This window comes from Planococcus sp. TJ-301 (assembly GCF_058268475.1).
Map to the genome: position 1 here is coordinate 2127619 of NZ_JBZDOH010000001.1, position 15163 is coordinate 2142781.

At 46.7% G+C, this 15163-nt stretch carries 14 protein-coding genes and 1 riboswitch; of the genes, 5 read left to right on the plus strand and 9 right to left on the minus strand.

Translation table 11 applies throughout. The features are described from left to right. The first annotated feature begins 371 nt into the window (after positions 1-371). Positions 372-481: riboswitch (SAM riboswitch) on the plus strand. Positions 482-560: 79 nt separating this feature from the next. From AC4EHJ_RS10395 to AC4EHJ_RS10415, 5 genes are all read left to right on the plus strand, one after another. Continuing rightward, positions 561-1775: a 2,3-diketo-5-methylthiopentyl-1-phosphate enolase gene (locus AC4EHJ_RS10395; protein WP_490975489.1), complete on the plus strand. Its 1215-nt coding sequence runs from the start codon at positions 561-563 to the stop codon at positions 1773-1775. A 5-nt stretch (positions 1776-1780) separates the two neighbouring features. Next, on the plus strand, positions 1781-2446 hold the full coding sequence (locus AC4EHJ_RS10400) for a 2-hydroxy-3-keto-5-methylthiopentenyl-1-phosphate phosphatase (RefSeq protein ID WP_490975490.1): 666 nt from the start codon (positions 1781-1783) through the stop codon (positions 2444-2446). Next, positions 2443-3060, plus strand: coding sequence for a methylthioribulose 1-phosphate dehydratase (locus AC4EHJ_RS10405; protein ID WP_490975491.1), 618 nt, complete (start codon positions 2443-2445; stop codon positions 3058-3060). The genes AC4EHJ_RS10400 and AC4EHJ_RS10405 overlap by 4 nt, the downstream gene beginning before the upstream one ends. A 15-nt stretch (positions 3061-3075) precedes the next feature. After that, positions 3076-3609 carry a 1,2-dihydroxy-3-keto-5-methylthiopentene dioxygenase gene (locus tag AC4EHJ_RS10410; RefSeq protein ID WP_490975492.1) on the plus strand — a complete coding sequence of 178 codons (534 nt, stop codon included), beginning with the start codon at positions 3076-3078 and terminating at the stop codon, positions 3607-3609. Positions 3610-4015: 406 nt separating this feature from the next. Then, entirely contained in the window at positions 4016-4429 is a 414-nt protein-coding gene (locus tag AC4EHJ_RS10415; RefSeq protein ID WP_490975493.1) for a DUF4395 domain-containing protein, read from the plus strand. A gap of 32 nt (positions 4430-4461) precedes the next feature. On the opposite strand, the gene AC4EHJ_RS10420 is transcribed toward AC4EHJ_RS10415, so the two are convergent. From AC4EHJ_RS10420 to AC4EHJ_RS10460, 9 genes are all read right to left on the minus strand, one after another. Next, on the minus strand, positions 4462-5730 hold the full coding sequence (locus tag AC4EHJ_RS10420) for a glutamate-5-semialdehyde dehydrogenase (RefSeq protein WP_490975494.1): 1269 nt from the start codon (positions 5728-5730) through the stop codon (positions 4462-4464). Positions 5731-5733: 3 nt separating this feature from the next. Beyond that, entirely contained in the window at positions 5734-6855 is a 1122-nt protein-coding gene (gene proB, locus AC4EHJ_RS10425) for a glutamate 5-kinase (RefSeq protein WP_490975495.1), read from the minus strand. A 418-nt stretch (positions 6856-7273) separates the two neighbouring features. After that, the gene (locus AC4EHJ_RS10430) at positions 7274-8710 is read right to left on the minus strand and encodes a carbon starvation CstA family protein (protein WP_490975496.1); all 1437 of its coding nucleotides are present in this window, start codon (positions 8708-8710) and stop codon (positions 7274-7276) included. Between the two features lie 305 nt (positions 8711-9015). After that, positions 9016-9366 (minus strand): PadR family transcriptional regulator, encoded by a 351-nt coding sequence (locus AC4EHJ_RS10435; protein ID WP_490975497.1) that lies wholly within the window; start codon positions 9364-9366, stop codon positions 9016-9018. Between the two features lie 178 nt (positions 9367-9544). Then, a complete protein-coding gene (locus AC4EHJ_RS10440) occupies positions 9545-10186 on the minus strand; it encodes a hypothetical protein (protein ID WP_490975498.1) in 642 nt (213 codons plus the stop codon). A 68-nt stretch (positions 10187-10254) separates the two neighbouring features. Further along, entirely contained in the window at positions 10255-11652 is a 1398-nt protein-coding gene (locus AC4EHJ_RS10445) for an alkaline phosphatase (protein ID WP_490975499.1), read from the minus strand. A 220-nt stretch (positions 11653-11872) separates the two neighbouring features. Continuing rightward, positions 11873-13078, minus strand: a complete 1206-nt coding sequence (locus AC4EHJ_RS10450) for a multidrug effflux MFS transporter (RefSeq protein WP_490975500.1) — start codon at positions 13076-13078, stop codon at positions 11873-11875. A gap of 245 nt (positions 13079-13323) precedes the next feature. Next, positions 13324-14232, minus strand: a complete 909-nt coding sequence (locus tag AC4EHJ_RS10455; protein WP_490975501.1) for an HD-GYP domain-containing protein — start codon at positions 14230-14232, stop codon at positions 13324-13326. Positions 14233-14325: 93 nt separating this feature from the next. Continuing rightward, positions 14326-15021, minus strand: a complete 696-nt coding sequence (locus tag AC4EHJ_RS10460) for a hypothetical protein (protein ID WP_490975502.1) — start codon at positions 15019-15021, stop codon at positions 14326-14328. Positions 15022-15163: the final 142 nt, after the last annotated feature.

Here is a 15163-nt window from a genome sequence, read left to right on the forward strand (position 1 = left end):
AAGAATCCTATCATGGTTCAGAATTGAGTGTCAATAACTTTTTTCAATATTCCTTTTCATTTCCCTTTATTAAATTTAAAATCATTTCTTTATACTGTAAAACCAGAAGCGAAGTTTGCAGTCGTTTCAGAGAAATGATTTTTCGTTAACCAGCACTAAATCGGCTTTAACATAACGATAAAATTAGTTAACATGACTTGCATGAAAATTAACATGCACTGGCGAAGCGTTAACATGAACTATTTGAAATTTAACTGGCACTAGCCGAATCCAGCACTCTTCAACCGCAATTTACAGATAATTATTGACAGAAAGTTTTAATCGTGGAATAATCAGAATTACTTTGTATATCGAAACCAATTGAATACGCATTCTTATTCAGAGCAGGTGGAGGGACAAGCCCTATGACACCCGGCAACCGGTCCAGCAATGGACACGGTGCTAATTCTTGCAGCCCGTTTGACAGGCTGAGAAATAAGAAGTTGTTAAGCCCATTAACCTCTTCTTGTTTGAAGAGGTTTTTTTATGTTTTCAATCAATGTAAACGGAGTGTGGATAATTTGAGCAGATTGACAGCTACTTACCAGCTTTACGGAAAACCCGGCTCTTTCGAGAAAAAGGCGGAAGGCATCGCGCTTGGCTTGACGATCGGCTCGTGGACCGATTTGCCGTTGCTTGAGCAGGAGCAATTAAAACAGCATAAAGGCGAGGTGGTCTCGGTCACCGAGTTTGAAGATGCACCGCATCCCTTGAACCCTGGACTGATTCGTGCGGAAGCAAAAATCTCTTATCCGAGTGCGAATTTCTCGCCGGATTTGCCTGCCATCTTGACGACGGTGTTTGGAAAGCTGTCGCTCGACGGCGAAGTGAAGCTGCTCGATTTGGAGTTTGACGATGAACTGCTTGGGCATTTCCCCGGGCCGCAGTTCGGCATCGAAGGCGTCCGCGGTTTGATCGGCGTCCAAGACCGCCCGCTTGTGATGAGTATTTTCAAAGGCGTGATCGGCCGGGACTTGGAGTTTTTGAAAGCCCAGCTCCGGCAACAGGCACTTGGCGGCGTCGATCTTGTAAAAGACGATGAAATTCTTTTTGACAATCCGTTAACGCCATTTGAGCATCGCATTACAGCCGGTAAAGAAGTGCTGCAGAGCGTATTCGAAGAAACCGGCCACCGCACTTTGTATGCCGTAAACCTTTCGGGGCGCACATCCACTCTTAGAGACAAGGCGAAAAAAGCGGTGGAACTTGGAGCTGACGCGTTGCTGTTCAATGTCCATGCCTATGGGCTCGACGTTCTGCAGGAATTGGCGGAAGACACTGACATCCGGCTTCCGCTGATGGCTCATCCGGCATTCAGCGGCGCGTTCACTTCTTCTCCGACTTATGGGTTGTCGACAGCGCTGGCACTCGGCAAATTGACGCGCATCGCCGGAGCGGATTTCTCGTTATTCCCCTCCCCTTACGGAAGTGTTGCACTTGAAAAGAGCCAAGCCTTGGCGCTTGGCGAAGAGCTGGTGAAAGCAAGCGCGTTGAAACGCTCTTTCCCGGTGCCTTCAGCTGGCATTCATCCCGGCCTTGTGCCGCAGCTGTTCGAAGATTTCGGCACTGACAGCATCATTAACGCAGGCGGCGGCGTCCACGGCCATCCGGACGGCGCGGCAGGCGGCGGCAAAGCATTCCGCCAGGCAATTGACGCCGTACTTACTGGACAATCGCTTGCCGAAGCCTCAAAACAACATCATGAATTAAAAACAGCTTTGGATATATGGGGGTAACAACCATGAATAAAACGGTCATCTTCTGTGATTTTGACGGCACCATCACCAATTCAGACAACATCATCGCCATCCTCCAGCATTTTGAGCCGCCGGGATGGAATCCGATAAAAGACCAAATCCTGTCTCAGGAAATATCCATCCGCGACGGCGTTGCGCAAATGTTCTCGCTGCTGCCTGCAGCAAAAAAAGATGAAGTTATCAAGTTTGTCTTGGAACAGGCGCAAATCCGTGAAGGTTTCGCCGATTTCGTCGCTTATACGCGCGAACGCGAGATTCCTCTTTATGTTGTCAGCGGCGGCATTGACTTTTTTGTCCATCCGCTCATTAAACCGTTTGGCCCTTTTGCCGGCGTTTATTGCAACGAAGCGGATTTCTCGGGCGAGTCGATCCGCCTTGAATTTCCGCATGGCTGCGACGAACAATGCCCGAGCCAAGGCTGCGGCTGCTGCAAGCCCTCGATCATTCGCCAATTGCTCGAGGACGGCGCACAAAGCATCGTCATCGGCGATTCCATCAGTGATTTAGAAGCCGCGAAGCAAGCGGATTTCGTCATCGCGCGCGACTATCTTATTGGGAAATGCGAAGAGATTGGCTTGCCGTACAAGCCATTTGAAAACTTCTATGACGTCATGTCGATCATCGATGAAAAACTGGGGGTGAAGTCATGACCGCATTCCAAGAAAGATGGCAGGAACTCGCAGACATCAAAGACGAATTGGCATTGCGCGATTGGTTCATGGGAACGAGCGGAAACCTGGCAATTAAAGTTCAGGACGCGCCGCTGGAATTTCTCGTCACCGCGAGCGGCAAAGACAAACGCAAACGCACATCGGAGGATTTTTTACTGGTGGATGCGGAAGGCAAAGCAGTGGAAGAAACGCCGCTGAAGCCTTCAGCTGAAACGTTGCTGCATTGCGCAGTCTATGCCAAAACCAGTGCGGGCTGCAGCCTTCACATCCATACGGTTGCCAATAACGTTATTTCTGAAATCTACGGCGACCGGGGCAAAATCGACTTTCAAGGTCTGGAGCTCATCAAAGCATTCGGGCTATGGGAAGAAGACGCCGTACTGACGATTCCCATCATTCCAAACCATGCCCACATCCCCGACCTAACGGAAGAGTTTGAAAAACACCTTTCTGCTGACAGCGGTGCAGTGTTGATCCGCAACCACGGCATCACGGTGTGGGGCAAAAATCCATTTGAAGCTAAGAAACTATTGGAAGCAAGCGAGTTCTTGTTTCAATACCAGCTCGCTTTATATCAAATACAATCCCATTAAGAGAGGAAGATTAACATGGCAATCATCAAAATCCAAGGCACAAACGAAACAATCGAAGCGCAGAATGAAGTAGCAGCATTTCTAGAGCAGCAGGAAGTCGTCTACGAACATTGGGACATTGAAAAATTGCCGGAGCATTTGCGTGAGAAGTTCGACCTCAGCGACGCTGAAAAAGAAGAAATCTTAACGGCATTCAAAACCGAAATCGATGACATCTCCGAGCGCCGCGGCTACCAGGCATCGGACATCATCTCTCTTTCCGATTCCAATCCGAAGCTGGACGAGCTATTGAAAAACTTCCAGCGCAAGCACATCCACACAGACGATGAAGTCCGCTATATCGTCAGCGGCCACGGCGTCTTTATCATCCAAGGCAAAGATGAGCGCTTTTTTGAAGTCCATTTGACGCCTGGCGACTTAATCTCTGTCCCTGAAAACATCACGCATTACTTCACATTGGCCGACGACCGCAAAGTTGTCGCAGTACGCATCTTCGTCACTACTGAAGGCTGGGTTCCTGTTTACCAAGAAGAAGGCGTACAATCTTAATAAAAAAGAACCGGCAATTGCGCCGGTTCTTTTTTATTGTGCTTCTTTCCTTAACTTATTCCGTCCTATCCATAACCCATAAAAGTTGAACAAGAGAATATTTATAATCGATATTCCGCAAAACAGCTACGCTTGTCGCGGGCGTCTCCGTGTTTTGCTCCATATCAAGAGATATCTTAGCGGAGGCGCGTCAAGGGGCTAGGCGAAGCTAGGAGACGAGTGTTCTTCTCGTCTCCTAGCGAGAGCCATGCCCAAAGCGACCGGAGCGATTTTTAATATGATACTTCTTTAATTCAACTTATATAATTTGATTTTAATAATCAAAAAAGTTTCGAAACTGAGGCATTACTCTTTAAACCTACTAAACAACTTGGTATAATAATCAATAATCAAAGGAGGCTTCTGTATGTCTATTCCAAAACCGCTTGTGCAATCCAACCAAGCATTTATCGTCCTCACTGTCATCCTTGCCCTTATTTTCCATAAAGCGATTTTATTGCTGCCATTCTTAGTCGGCGTTTATACATTAATCACCAAGAAGAATCCTGTCATCCAGTTCAATAAACGATTTCTGAAAAAACCTGCGAACCAGTATGTCCAGGAAGATCGCGACCAGCAGATTTTCAATCAATGGATTGCCACAATCTGTCTCGGGTTGTCCCTGCTCTTGTTTGCGCTCGGTGCAACAACGGCTGGCTACGTGTTCAGCATCATGGTGCTGATCGCTTCAGGAGTGGCGCTGATGGGCTATTGCATCGGCTGCACTATCCGCTACCGCTATATGATGTGGAAGCACAATAAAACAAAAATCCAGTATTAAACCGAAAGCGGATGCTTTCGGTTTTTTTTGTTTTATTTAATTTGGCCGTTGCCGCGGATCAGGTATTTTGTCGAAGTCAACGCCGGCAAGCCCATTGGGCCGCGTGCATGCAGTTTTTGCGTGCTGATGCCTATTTCTGCTCCGAATCCGAATTCAAAGCCGTCCGTAAAACGGGTCGACGCATTGTGGTAGACAGCAGCCGCGTCCACTCGATTGAAGAATTCCAAAATGCTTTCATTTGTCTCCGAGATAATGGCCTCTGAATGCTTGGTGCCATAAGTGTTGATGTGGTCGATTGCCTGCCCGGTTGTGTCGACAACTTTCAGTGCTACTTCGAGCCCCAGGTATTCCGTCGCCCAATCACTTTCGGTCGCAGCGCATACACCGTCCCATTGCCGGGCCGCTTCGTCTCCGTGGATTTCCACGCCTTGCTGCTGGAACGCTTCTATCAGTTGCCCAAGATGCTTATCTGCCCAGGCTTGGTGGACCAGAACCGTTTCGCAGGAATTGCACACGGACGGGCGCTGGACTTTCGCATTGAGCGCAATCCCAAGCGCCATGTCGACATTCGCCGTCTCATCAATATAGACGTGGCAATTGCCTGCGCCCGTTTCAAGCACCGGCACGGTGGCGTTCGCGACGACGGTCTGGATCAGCTTGGCTCCGCCTCTCGGAATCAGCACGTCCAAATAATCGTTTAGCTTGAACATCTGCGCCGCCGTCTCTCTGCTGGTGTCTTCGATCAATTGAACGGCATCGACTGGCAGCGGGCTTTTTTGGAGCGCATGGTGGATTACTTTGACAAGCGCTTTATTGGAATGGATGGCTGTCGAACTGCCGCGCAGCACGACCGCGTTGCCTGTTTTCAAGCACAAGCTGGAAGCATCGACCGTGACGTTCGGGCGCGCTTCGTAAATCATGCCGACAACGCCGAGCGGCACACGGATTTTTTCCATCTGCAGGCCATTCGGGCGCTCCCATTGCTCGAGCACTTCGCCGACCGGATCCTCAAGCTCTGCTACTTGGACCAGTGCCGAAGCAATTTCCGCCAGTCTGCCTTCATCCAGCTTCAAACGGTCGATGAGCGATTCGCTCATTCCCGCTTTCCGCCCCGCTTCTACGTCCTTTTCGTTCTCCTCTAAGATGAATTTCTGTTCTTCCAGCAATTGCGCCGAAATCCGCTCCAACGCTTCATTTTTTTGCGCCGTTGTCATTTGCGCCATAATCGCTGCCGCAGCTTTCGCTTTTCGGCCTTTTTCAATCAGGCTATCCTTTTGAACCGTTTCAAAAACTCCACTCATCTATCAGATCCCCTTTCCTGCGTGGCTGAACCACTGGCTTCGGTGGATGACCACCTGCCGTTTTCCGGTCTTTGTAATGACCCGGGCCGCTTTGCTGCACAGCCCTTTGATTTCCTGCAATTCCTCAGAAGAAAAGTTCACTTGCCCTCGGCCGATGACTTCCCCCGCAGGATCGACGACTTCCACGACCTCTTCAGCTGTAAAGCGTCCGAAGATTTCCGTAATGCCCACTGGCAATAAACTCCTGCCTTGCTGCGAGATTGCCAGTGCCGCGCCGTGATCCACTTCGATCTTGCCATGCGCTACCGAATGCAGCGCCAGCCATTGTTTTGAATTTTTCACTGTTGCCTGCGGCTCATCGCCTATATACGTCCCATCGCCAGTGCCGTCAACAATGTCGAGCAGCTTGTCCGGCCCGCTTCCTGCGCCAATGAAAATATGTGTGCCCAGCGCGAGTGCAGTCTGGGCTGCTTCCACTTTCGATTTCATGCCACCAGTACCGACAATCGATCCTTCGCTTGATGTTTCTTCAATGAGCTGGTCCGGTATTTCCGATAGGAAGCCATAGCGTTCCGCATCGGGGTTGTTGCGCGGATTGTCGCTGTATATGCCATTGATGTCTGTTAGAATGATCAACATCTGTGCCTGCACCAATCCGCTGACCAACGCCGACAACATGTCGTTGTCACCGAACGTCAGTCCTTCAACTGACACCGAGTCGTTTTCATTGATGATCGGCAGAATATTGCGCTTCAATAACTCCGCCAGCGTAGCACCGGCGTTATGATAAAGGTCTTTTGCCAGGAGATTTTGGCGCGTCAGCAATAGTTGGGCCGTGACGATGCCGTGCTTTTTGAATTCCTCTGAATAGGCGTGGAGCAGCTGCCCTTGGCCGATTGCAGCGGCAGCTTGTTTACCGACAATGCTGACCGGCCGCGCCGAGTAGCCCAAATCGGTGAAACCGGCAGCGACTGCCCCAGAAGATACCAAAATCACTTCATGCCCCTGCGCTTTCAGCCGCGCCAAAGCATGGCCATGCTCCTGGAGCTTTTCAATGCAAAGCCCACCATGAGTATTGGTCAATGAACTGCTGCCTATTTTCACGACAATCCTCTTCTTTTTCACAAACTGTCACCCCCTGTCCTTCATAAGTCTCCGTCTCATCCGAAAATCAATAATAGCATTATTATGCGTTAATATGTATTTTTAGTCAATATATTTTGATTATTTATACAATATCTTTACAAATAAGCATAAGTTGCGTATATTCTTCTTGGCCAGCGTGAGAGGAATTAATCTGTAATTCCGGGAAATAGGCCTTTTCGTTAACAAGGAGTAAATCAGTCTTAACATGACGAAGCGGCCAGTTGACATGACTTGCGAAAGATTTAACAAGTACAAGCTAACCATTAACATGAACTGTTTGAAATTCAACCGGCACTAACTATAAGTCTCACTCTGCGATTTAGATTCAATAGCGCAATATCTGAACCACTCTATAAAAAAAGCCCCGGATTCAATGGAATCCGAGGTTTTTAGAAAATCATGCAGTGTTAGGTTCCGCGTCAGCGGCTTTCAGTGATTTGTATTTGATGATTTGCGCTGCATACCATAGAAGAACTACCAATGTGATGCATGCGCCGATAATCATGGAAAGCTGGTAATCCATATTCAGCCCTTCCGGCGCGTAAAAGATGTATGTCGCTACGACGCCTGTCATGAAGCTTGCCGGGATACCGGTGATCCAATGGAATTTGAAATTGCTTAGTAGATAGACCGTCGCTGTCCACAGCATAACGGTCGCTACGACTTGGTTGGTCCAGCCGACATATCTCCATAGGAATGTATAATCGATTGTCGCCATATAGAATGTCGGAATCGCCAAGGGGACTGTCACCAATAATATTTTCCACTTGCCTTCCATGTCCGTGAATTTAGACAGGATGTCAGTGAGAATCATGCGGGATGAACGTAATGCTGTGTCGCCTGTTGTGATTGGCAGGATGATGACGCCAAAAATTGCCAGGATGCCGCCCATTGTGCCAAGAAGCGAGATGGAGATTTCGTTGACTACGCCAGAAGGTCCGCCTGCAGCAAGCGCCGCTGCCAATCCTTCTGTACCGCTGAAGAATGTCATTCCGGCAGCTGCCCAAATCAAGGCGATCACGCCTTCAATGATCATCGCTCCGTAGAAGATTTTGCGGCCATCGGTTTCTTTCTTCATTGTGCAGGCAATGATCGGGCTTTGTGTGCAGTGGAAACCGGAAATGGCACCGCAGGAAATGGTGACCATCAGAAGCGGCCAAATTGGCAGTTCGCCGGGATGCAGATTAGAGAATGTCAGGTTTGGCATCGGCTTGCCCGAGAAAACCAGCGCAACCGCCACGGCGATTGCCATGAATAGCAAGATGCCGCCGAGAAGTGGATAAATGCGGCCAATGATGCGGTTGATCGGCAAGATGGTCGCAAGGATGAAGTAGAAGAAAATGAGCCCCAACGCTACCGTAAAGCTGATCGGTGAAATTTGGGAAATCAGCTGGGCCGGACCTGCTGTGAATGCAGCTGCCACCAGCAGCATCAGCACTAGCGACAAGCCGTTGATGAAGATTTTCATGTGCTTGCCGAGATAACGGCCGACAAGTGTTGGGAATTGAGCGCCGCCGTGGCGCATCGACATCATGCCTGAGAAATAATCATGTACAGCTCCTGCAAAAATCGAGCCGACAACGATCCAGATAAACGCAACCGGCCCGTATAAAGCCCCGGCGACCGCTCCGTAGATCGGCCCGAGCCCGGCGATGTTTAGAAGCTGGATCAAGTTTCCTTTCCACCAGCTCATCGGGATGAAATCCAGATTGTCCCTTTTGGTATATGCGGGTGTTGGTGTATTGTCATCCACCACAAAAACCTTTTCGATGAATTTCGAATAAAATACGTAACCGAGAATAAGAAACAAAAGTGCGCCAAAGAAAGTTACCATATGCTGTGTCCTCCTGTTGTGTGTTTTAAGATATGATTATGATAACATGAATAAAATATAATATTTTGAAAAAATAATATTTTCTTTCAATTTTAATCAATTTGACCCTTTTTTTCCCTCTTAAAAAATAAAAAAGAAGGCATAAATGCCCCCATGACGCGGCTTTATCCCTTTAATTAAAGATATTTTAATTCATAACTCTTTATTTTCGTTCAAGAAAAACAATCGAATTCCTGCAAAAATGTTATTCGGTAATAAGGTGGGAGTGAATGAGCAGCCTTCGCGTTACTTCGCTAATATAACGGTCAATCAATGCCATGGCTGCCATCTCCTTCGATGAGAAGTTGAAGTTCTTGCGTAACGTTCTGCCAATCACTGTTCAATTGTGTGAATGCTTCCATCCCTGCTTCACTCAATGCGTAATACTTGCGCGGCCTGTTTCCTGTCTGATCCCAGCTTCCTGTCAGCAGCTTCTGCTTTTCAAGACGCCGCAGCAATGGCGGCAAGGTGCTGGGATCCAATAACAGCCCACGCTGCTCCAATAACTTCACTAGGGCAGAGCCGTATTGCGGTGTCTTTAATTGGCTCAGGACTGCGAGCGCCAAGACGCCGCTGCGGAGCTCGGATGCCCAGCCGTCCAAAGATGATTTGTCCATCCTATTCACCTCCAGGTTTAATCCATGCTTATCGAATTGCTTATACTATGTATCCTAAAGCATCGGAAAAACAATGGCAAAATATAAACTGATGATTCCGTAAACTAAACATAGGACACTACTGATTTCTGCACGTGTTGCCAATAAAAAAAAGCCCCTCCATGAAGGGGCTTGAGAATCAAAAAGCGATATCAATTTTTTTGGCAGCTTGGATTTTCTTTTCATTTCCATCGAACAAATCACTGGTAGTGATGCTGACAGCGTCGATATCCGGGTTTTCAACGATAAAGCCGATGCTGCCTTTTTTGGTTTCCCCCGGGGCGATTTCGCCGTTCAGTTCTTCAAGGTAAATATCGTCTTCCCATAATTTCGTTTCGCCTGCATTTGTTTCCAGCAGCGCGACCGGAGCGAAATTCAACGGCTCTTCTGTCGTGTTTTTAATTTCCACGAAGAATTTCACCACATGGAAATCCGTGTCATGCGTATAGGAATGGTAGAAGTCGATCAAGCCATAAGACGGTTTATAATGGAAGAGCTTGGCTTCTTGAATCGTCAGATTGATGCCGCCAATCTCTTGTGTGCCGGATTCCTGGCTGGCAGCGTTCAGCACGATTTCGCCTTTATCATCCCGGATGCTCTGCCCGGCTTTCAACAGGCTCTGGTCCGCCGTCACTTGCGGATTTTGCACATAGTCTTTGTAATAGGCCGGAGCTTCACTGCTTGGTTCTGCAGCTTCAGCAACTTGGCTTTCTTGTTTATCCGAGCATCCTGACAGCAAAATCGCCGATGCCAGAACGAGGTAGATGGCTTGCTTTTTCATAGCGGCTCCTCCTTGTAAAAAGCCCCTCGGCCTCGATTGGCAGAGGGATGCTTTTCAGTTTTCCAAATTTATTTGTCGTTGATTTCGACTTTCGCTTTCAGCAAGTCGAATATACCCTTGGCCATGTCGGTATTTTCAATATTGCCGGCAAACTTCTCGCTCGAAGGCCCGAACGCGTAAACCGGAACATCTTCACCCGTATGTCCGCCGGTTGTCCAGCCAGTATGCGTGCGCTCGTTGAAGATTTCTTCAATCGCGTTATCGATTTGTGTCAGGTTTTTCGTTTCTGCAGCTTTTTTGACCGCTCCGATTTCTGCGTCAGTCAGCTCCAAATCGATAAACTCGCTCAAAGTCTCTTCTACACCAGCGCCGTCCACAATCTGCTGTGCCATAAAGTCAGGCGTACGTTTAGCAGCTTTGATTGGCTCGCCAAACCAGTTGTAGATGCCGTCAGAGCCGATTGAGAATCCGCCTGTTGAATGGTCAGCTGTTGTGATGACCAATGTATTCTTGTCTTTCTTCGCAAATTCGATTGCCGCTGCGAACGCTTTTTCAAAGTCCTGCATCTCGCTCATAGCACCGACGATGTCATTGTCATGTCCAGCCCAATCTACTTGGCTTCCTTCGACCATCAGGAAAAAGCCGTCTTTATCTTTTTCCAGCCTGTCGATTGCCGATGTTGTCATTTCTTCAAGCGACGGCACTGACTCTTCACGGTCAATCATTTTCGGCAATCCCGCCGGAGCGAATAAACCGAGAACTTGCTCGTCATCATTGGCCAATAGCGCTTCCCGGTCAGTTACATAGCTATAGCCGTCTTTCTCAAACTCTTCCGTAAGGTTACGATCTTGGCGATCAAATAAATCCGTTCCGCCCCCGAGAAGTACATCCACTTTATGCTTGCCGTTAATCATCTCATCATAATAATCATCCGCGATGGCGTTCATATTTTTGCGTGCCACGTCATGTGCGCCGAATGATGCTGGAGTTGCGTGCGTAATTTCAGATGTCGCCACGAGGCCTGTTGCTTTGCCTTTTTCTTTCGCGGCTTCAAGAACCGTTTTCACTTCGCTTTTATCATTATCGACAGCAATTGCATTGTTATATGTTTTAATCCCAGCAGACATCGCAGTTGCAGCCGATGCTGAATCCGTAACGTTTTGTGCCGGATCTTCCGGATAAGTCATTTGCTGTCCGACAAGATGGGAATCGAATGCCGTGCCTTCAGCGAATTTTGTTCCGGCATTGTCCTGCATATAGCGGTAAGCTGAAGTATAAGAAGTGCCCATGCCATCACCGATCAGGAAGATGACGTTTTTCACTTTCCCTTGGCTATGTGCTTTCCCTTGGCTTTTCCCAGGTGCCTGAGCTTCAGCGCTAGGAACTGAAACGGCGATTCCTGACAATGCGACTGCTGATGCGATGATGAATGGAAGTACTTTCTTCTTGAACGGTTTGCTGGTCATTTTTCCGCCTCCAATAAGTTAGTTGCTAGAACAGCATACTTTTTTATTGTTAAGGCCACATAAATGCTATTTATGTTTTGTGTAAATTATTTTAAAATAAGATTACAAACATCACTGCATACCGCGCCGTTTCTATCTTTTAGGCAATAAAAAACCATTCCCCAATGCCAAGGAATATGGCTTTAGGGGATGGTTTTTTGCTTTTTATGGATTGTATGCATTAATTCGTTTTTTGCGGAACTGCATTTTTTGCAAGGAAAAGATAGGCGAGCAATGCGATCAGGCACATCGTGAAAATGGTAAGCCCCATCGGCACAGCTGTTTCTTCCCCGGCAATGCCGACAAGCGGAGCCGTAATTGCTCCGAGTATGAATGGCAGCAGGCCGAGCAGTGCGGAAGCGCTGCCCGCTGCTTGGCTCTGGCTTTCCATAGCCAGCGTAAACGAAGCTGTGCCGACCACACCGATTGCTGTGACGAAAAAGAAAATCGGGATGACAACAGCCCATAATGGTCCATTGAAACTTACCATAGCAAGAAGGACTGCTCCTGCCACTACTGCAGCATACAATGCCCATTCCAAAAATTGCTTTTCAGAAATCCGATAGGCGAACCGACCGACCGCATAGCTTCCGATAATCAACCCAATGCCGTTCATGCCGAACAGCAGACTGAAAACCTGCGGCGATACACCATAGATATTTTGATAAATGAACGGCGTACCGGAAACATAAGCGAATACGCCGCCGATCAAGAAGCCTTGAGCCAGTGCATAACCGGTAAACTGCCGGTTTTTTAGGATAGTGGAGAAACTGCTGAACGTTGACAAAAGATTGCTCGGAATCCGTTTTTCCACTGGCAAACTTTCAGGCAGGCGGAACGCTGAAATAAGCAACAAGATAAGGCCGAGCAATGAAAGTGCCATGAAAATGCCTTTCCAATCCGAGAACAAGAGCACTCCGCTGCCGACAGAAGGCGCAAGCAAAGGCACAAGATTATTCACGACCATCAACAACGCGAATAAACGCGTCAGCTCTGCACCACTGCTGACATCCCGCACTATTGCCCGGGAAATAACGAGTCCGGCCGAAGCCGCAAATCCTTGTGCAAAACGCAAAAGGACAAAGATGAAAATATTCGGTGCAAAAACACATGCTGCTGAGGCAATGACGTATATTGCCAAAGAAATAATCAACGGCTTGCGGCGGCCGTGCATATCACTGAGCGCACCTGCAAATAATTGGCCAATAGCCAGCCCGAGCAAAGTCGCAGTTAAGCTGAGTTGTACTGATGAAGCTGTCGTGTCGAAAACATTTGCCAAAACCGGAAAAGCCGGCAAATACATATCGATAGTAAAAGGGATAAGCGATGTAAGCGCCCCTAAAAGTATGATGAAACGTGCACGTTTAAAACCGGTCAAGTCTCCCATATGTAAACATCCTTTCTTCCAGGAAACCATTCCCGTTCTTTTTTTATTTATTTCCTCAAATTATTACGTGGGGCGAAGAAAATAACTGTTTTCTACAATAGCATAATTTATGGAGTGTTCATCTTGTTTTGACTTGAAAAACAAAAAAAGAACCGGCAAAGAGCTTTAAAGCTCTTTGCCGGTTCTTGAAACTAGATCAATTTAATTATATGCCATTTCCGTATCTGTCTAAGCAATTCTAGAAGCTACTGGATCACGCCTTCTTCTCTTAGTACGTCTTCAAAAGCTTCCACTACTTTTCTATCATAATGGGTATCTGTCATCTTTTTAATTTCTTTGAAGGCAAATTGGGCATTAAAGGCTTTCCGATAAGAACGATCTTCCGCCATGGCATCGAATGTATCGCTGACTGCGATGATGCGGGCTTCTAAAAGAATCTCTTCCCCTTTTAAACCGTATGGATATCCAGTCCCGTTTAGGCGTTCATGATGTTGGGCTAAAATAGGAGAAGCCTCTTCATAAACAGTCCCTTTCAACATTTCAGCACCATCCAGCGGGTGTTTTTTTATTATATTGAATTCTTCAGTCGTCAGGGCGGTCGACTTATTGAGTATTTCTTCCGAGATGTACACTTTCCCTATATCATGAAGGGAGGCGGCAATATTAAGATTTTCTAACTTTACTTTGCTCAACCTCATTTTTTTAGCGATTTTAATTGAATAATTGACTACGCGATCTCCGTGGTTGTATGTGTAACGATCTTTTAGTTCTACTTGCTTAACAATATCCATTAGCGCTGACATTTCCTTGCTGAGGTGAATGAATACAGGCTCTGTACTTACCCATATAAAAGTTGTATCTATTAGAACCTCGAAATGGACTGGCTCCTTTATTCCACTGACAGAAAAGTATTCGTGAGGGCCGAATTCTATTTTTTGCCCATCAACTTCTCCAACTATTTTTCCGGACAAGATATAACAGAATTCCATCACTTCAGGATTATCAGCTGGATACATATAAAACAATTTTTCTTTTTCAAGAAATTGGAGCATTATTTCTGTGCCATCCCCGCGTGAGAGCAGGCTGATATTTGAAATGTCTAATTGAACACTATCTAGTACAGTGCCCTTCTTCCCTATTTTAAAACCTTCCAAGCCACTCACCTCAGTAACATGAAAAAAGAGTTCTTTCTTAATGAGAACTCTTTTTTCATAATTATAAAAAATTCAGGAATATTTAAATACAATTTATTTATAGCCAACTATGCGTATCGGATCAATCCACACGGACTTATGTGCAAATTGTACCAATCGCCAAGTGCATTCGGCCAAGATGCCATAATCAGCTGCTTTTGCGATGGCTTTTTCAGATATTCTCCAAGTTTCGTTATAGACTTTTTCAATGATTTTGTCGAGTTCTTGCAGATACCGTTCTGTTTTCGCTTCCGCTTTTTCTGTTTTGCTAAGCAATTGCTTTTTCAACTTCTCAATTTTCTCTTCTGCTTGTTTGCTGTCCCGAGTTTGGCCAGATTCCAGTGAATCGGTGAATTCGGCAATGTCTTGTTCGAGGGCCGTAATTTTTTCAGCGATCCGGTTTTCTTGGATCGCCAGCGATGATTCCAGCTGGATGATTTTGTCGATATGATTCTTCGTATCTTCGCCTTCGTTAACAGCTTGGGTCAATTGTTCCCGCGCACCTTTCAGTTCTTCCTGAAGTTCTATTACTTCTTTGCCCTCTTCGATTCTGCGCAGTTCCAGCAGGTAATCTTCTTGCAGTTTATCCGCTTTTTTTACAGCCTGTTCGATTTTCCGGTCGATTTGCTCATTTGCTTTTTCGACAATTTGATGCCCTTTTTCATAATCATGATTCTCTTCCGCCAAGGCACTTGTTCCAACCCCTAAAAATAACACTGTCGCTAGCATTGCTGTAAAAAATTTCTTCATCCTTGACCTCCGATTTAATTTATTAGGCAATTAAAATCATTTATTTCCATAATAAGTAATCCTTAAGTTCTATAATATCCAAATTAATTCATTTAGTCAATTAATTTAAAATGTTCAGTTTTATTATAATGAGCCCATCCAC

Excerpts from the sequence above, each read along its gene's own strand:
- AC4EHJ_RS10430 (WP_490975496.1), bottom strand. The coding sequence starts at position 8,710 with ATGGTAACTTTCTTTGGCGCACTTTTGTTTCTTATTCTCGGTTACGTA.
- AC4EHJ_RS10445 (WP_490975499.1), bottom strand. The coding sequence starts at position 11,652 with ATGACCAGCAAACCGTTCAAGAAGAAAGTACTTCCATTCATCATCGCA.
- AC4EHJ_RS10405 (WP_490975491.1), top strand. The coding sequence starts at position 2,443 with ATGACCGCATTCCAAGAAAGATGGCAGGAACTCGCAGACATCAAAGAC.
- AC4EHJ_RS10435 (WP_490975497.1), bottom strand. The coding sequence starts at position 9,366 with ATGGACAAATCATCTTTGGACGGCTGGGCATCCGAGCTCCGCAGCGGC.
- AC4EHJ_RS10415 (WP_490975493.1), top strand. The coding sequence starts at position 4,016 with ATGTCTATTCCAAAACCGCTTGTGCAATCCAACCAAGCATTTATCGTC.
- AC4EHJ_RS10420 (WP_490975494.1), bottom strand. The coding sequence starts at position 5,730 with ATGAGTGGAGTTTTTGAAACGGTTCAAAAGGATAGCCTGATTGAAAAA.
- AC4EHJ_RS10450 (WP_490975500.1), bottom strand. The coding sequence starts at position 13,078 with ATGGGAGACTTGACCGGTTTTAAACGTGCACGTTTCATCATACTTTTA.
- AC4EHJ_RS10400 (WP_490975490.1), top strand. The coding sequence starts at position 1,781 with ATGAATAAAACGGTCATCTTCTGTGATTTTGACGGCACCATCACCAAT.
- AC4EHJ_RS10440 (WP_490975498.1), bottom strand. The coding sequence starts at position 10,186 with ATGAAAAAGCAAGCCATCTACCTCGTTCTGGCATCGGCGATTTTGCTG.
- AC4EHJ_RS10460 (WP_490975502.1), bottom strand. The coding sequence starts at position 15,021 with ATGAAGAAATTTTTTACAGCAATGCTAGCGACAGTGTTATTTTTAGGG.
- AC4EHJ_RS10410 (WP_490975492.1), top strand. The coding sequence starts at position 3,076 with ATGGCAATCATCAAAATCCAAGGCACAAACGAAACAATCGAAGCGCAG.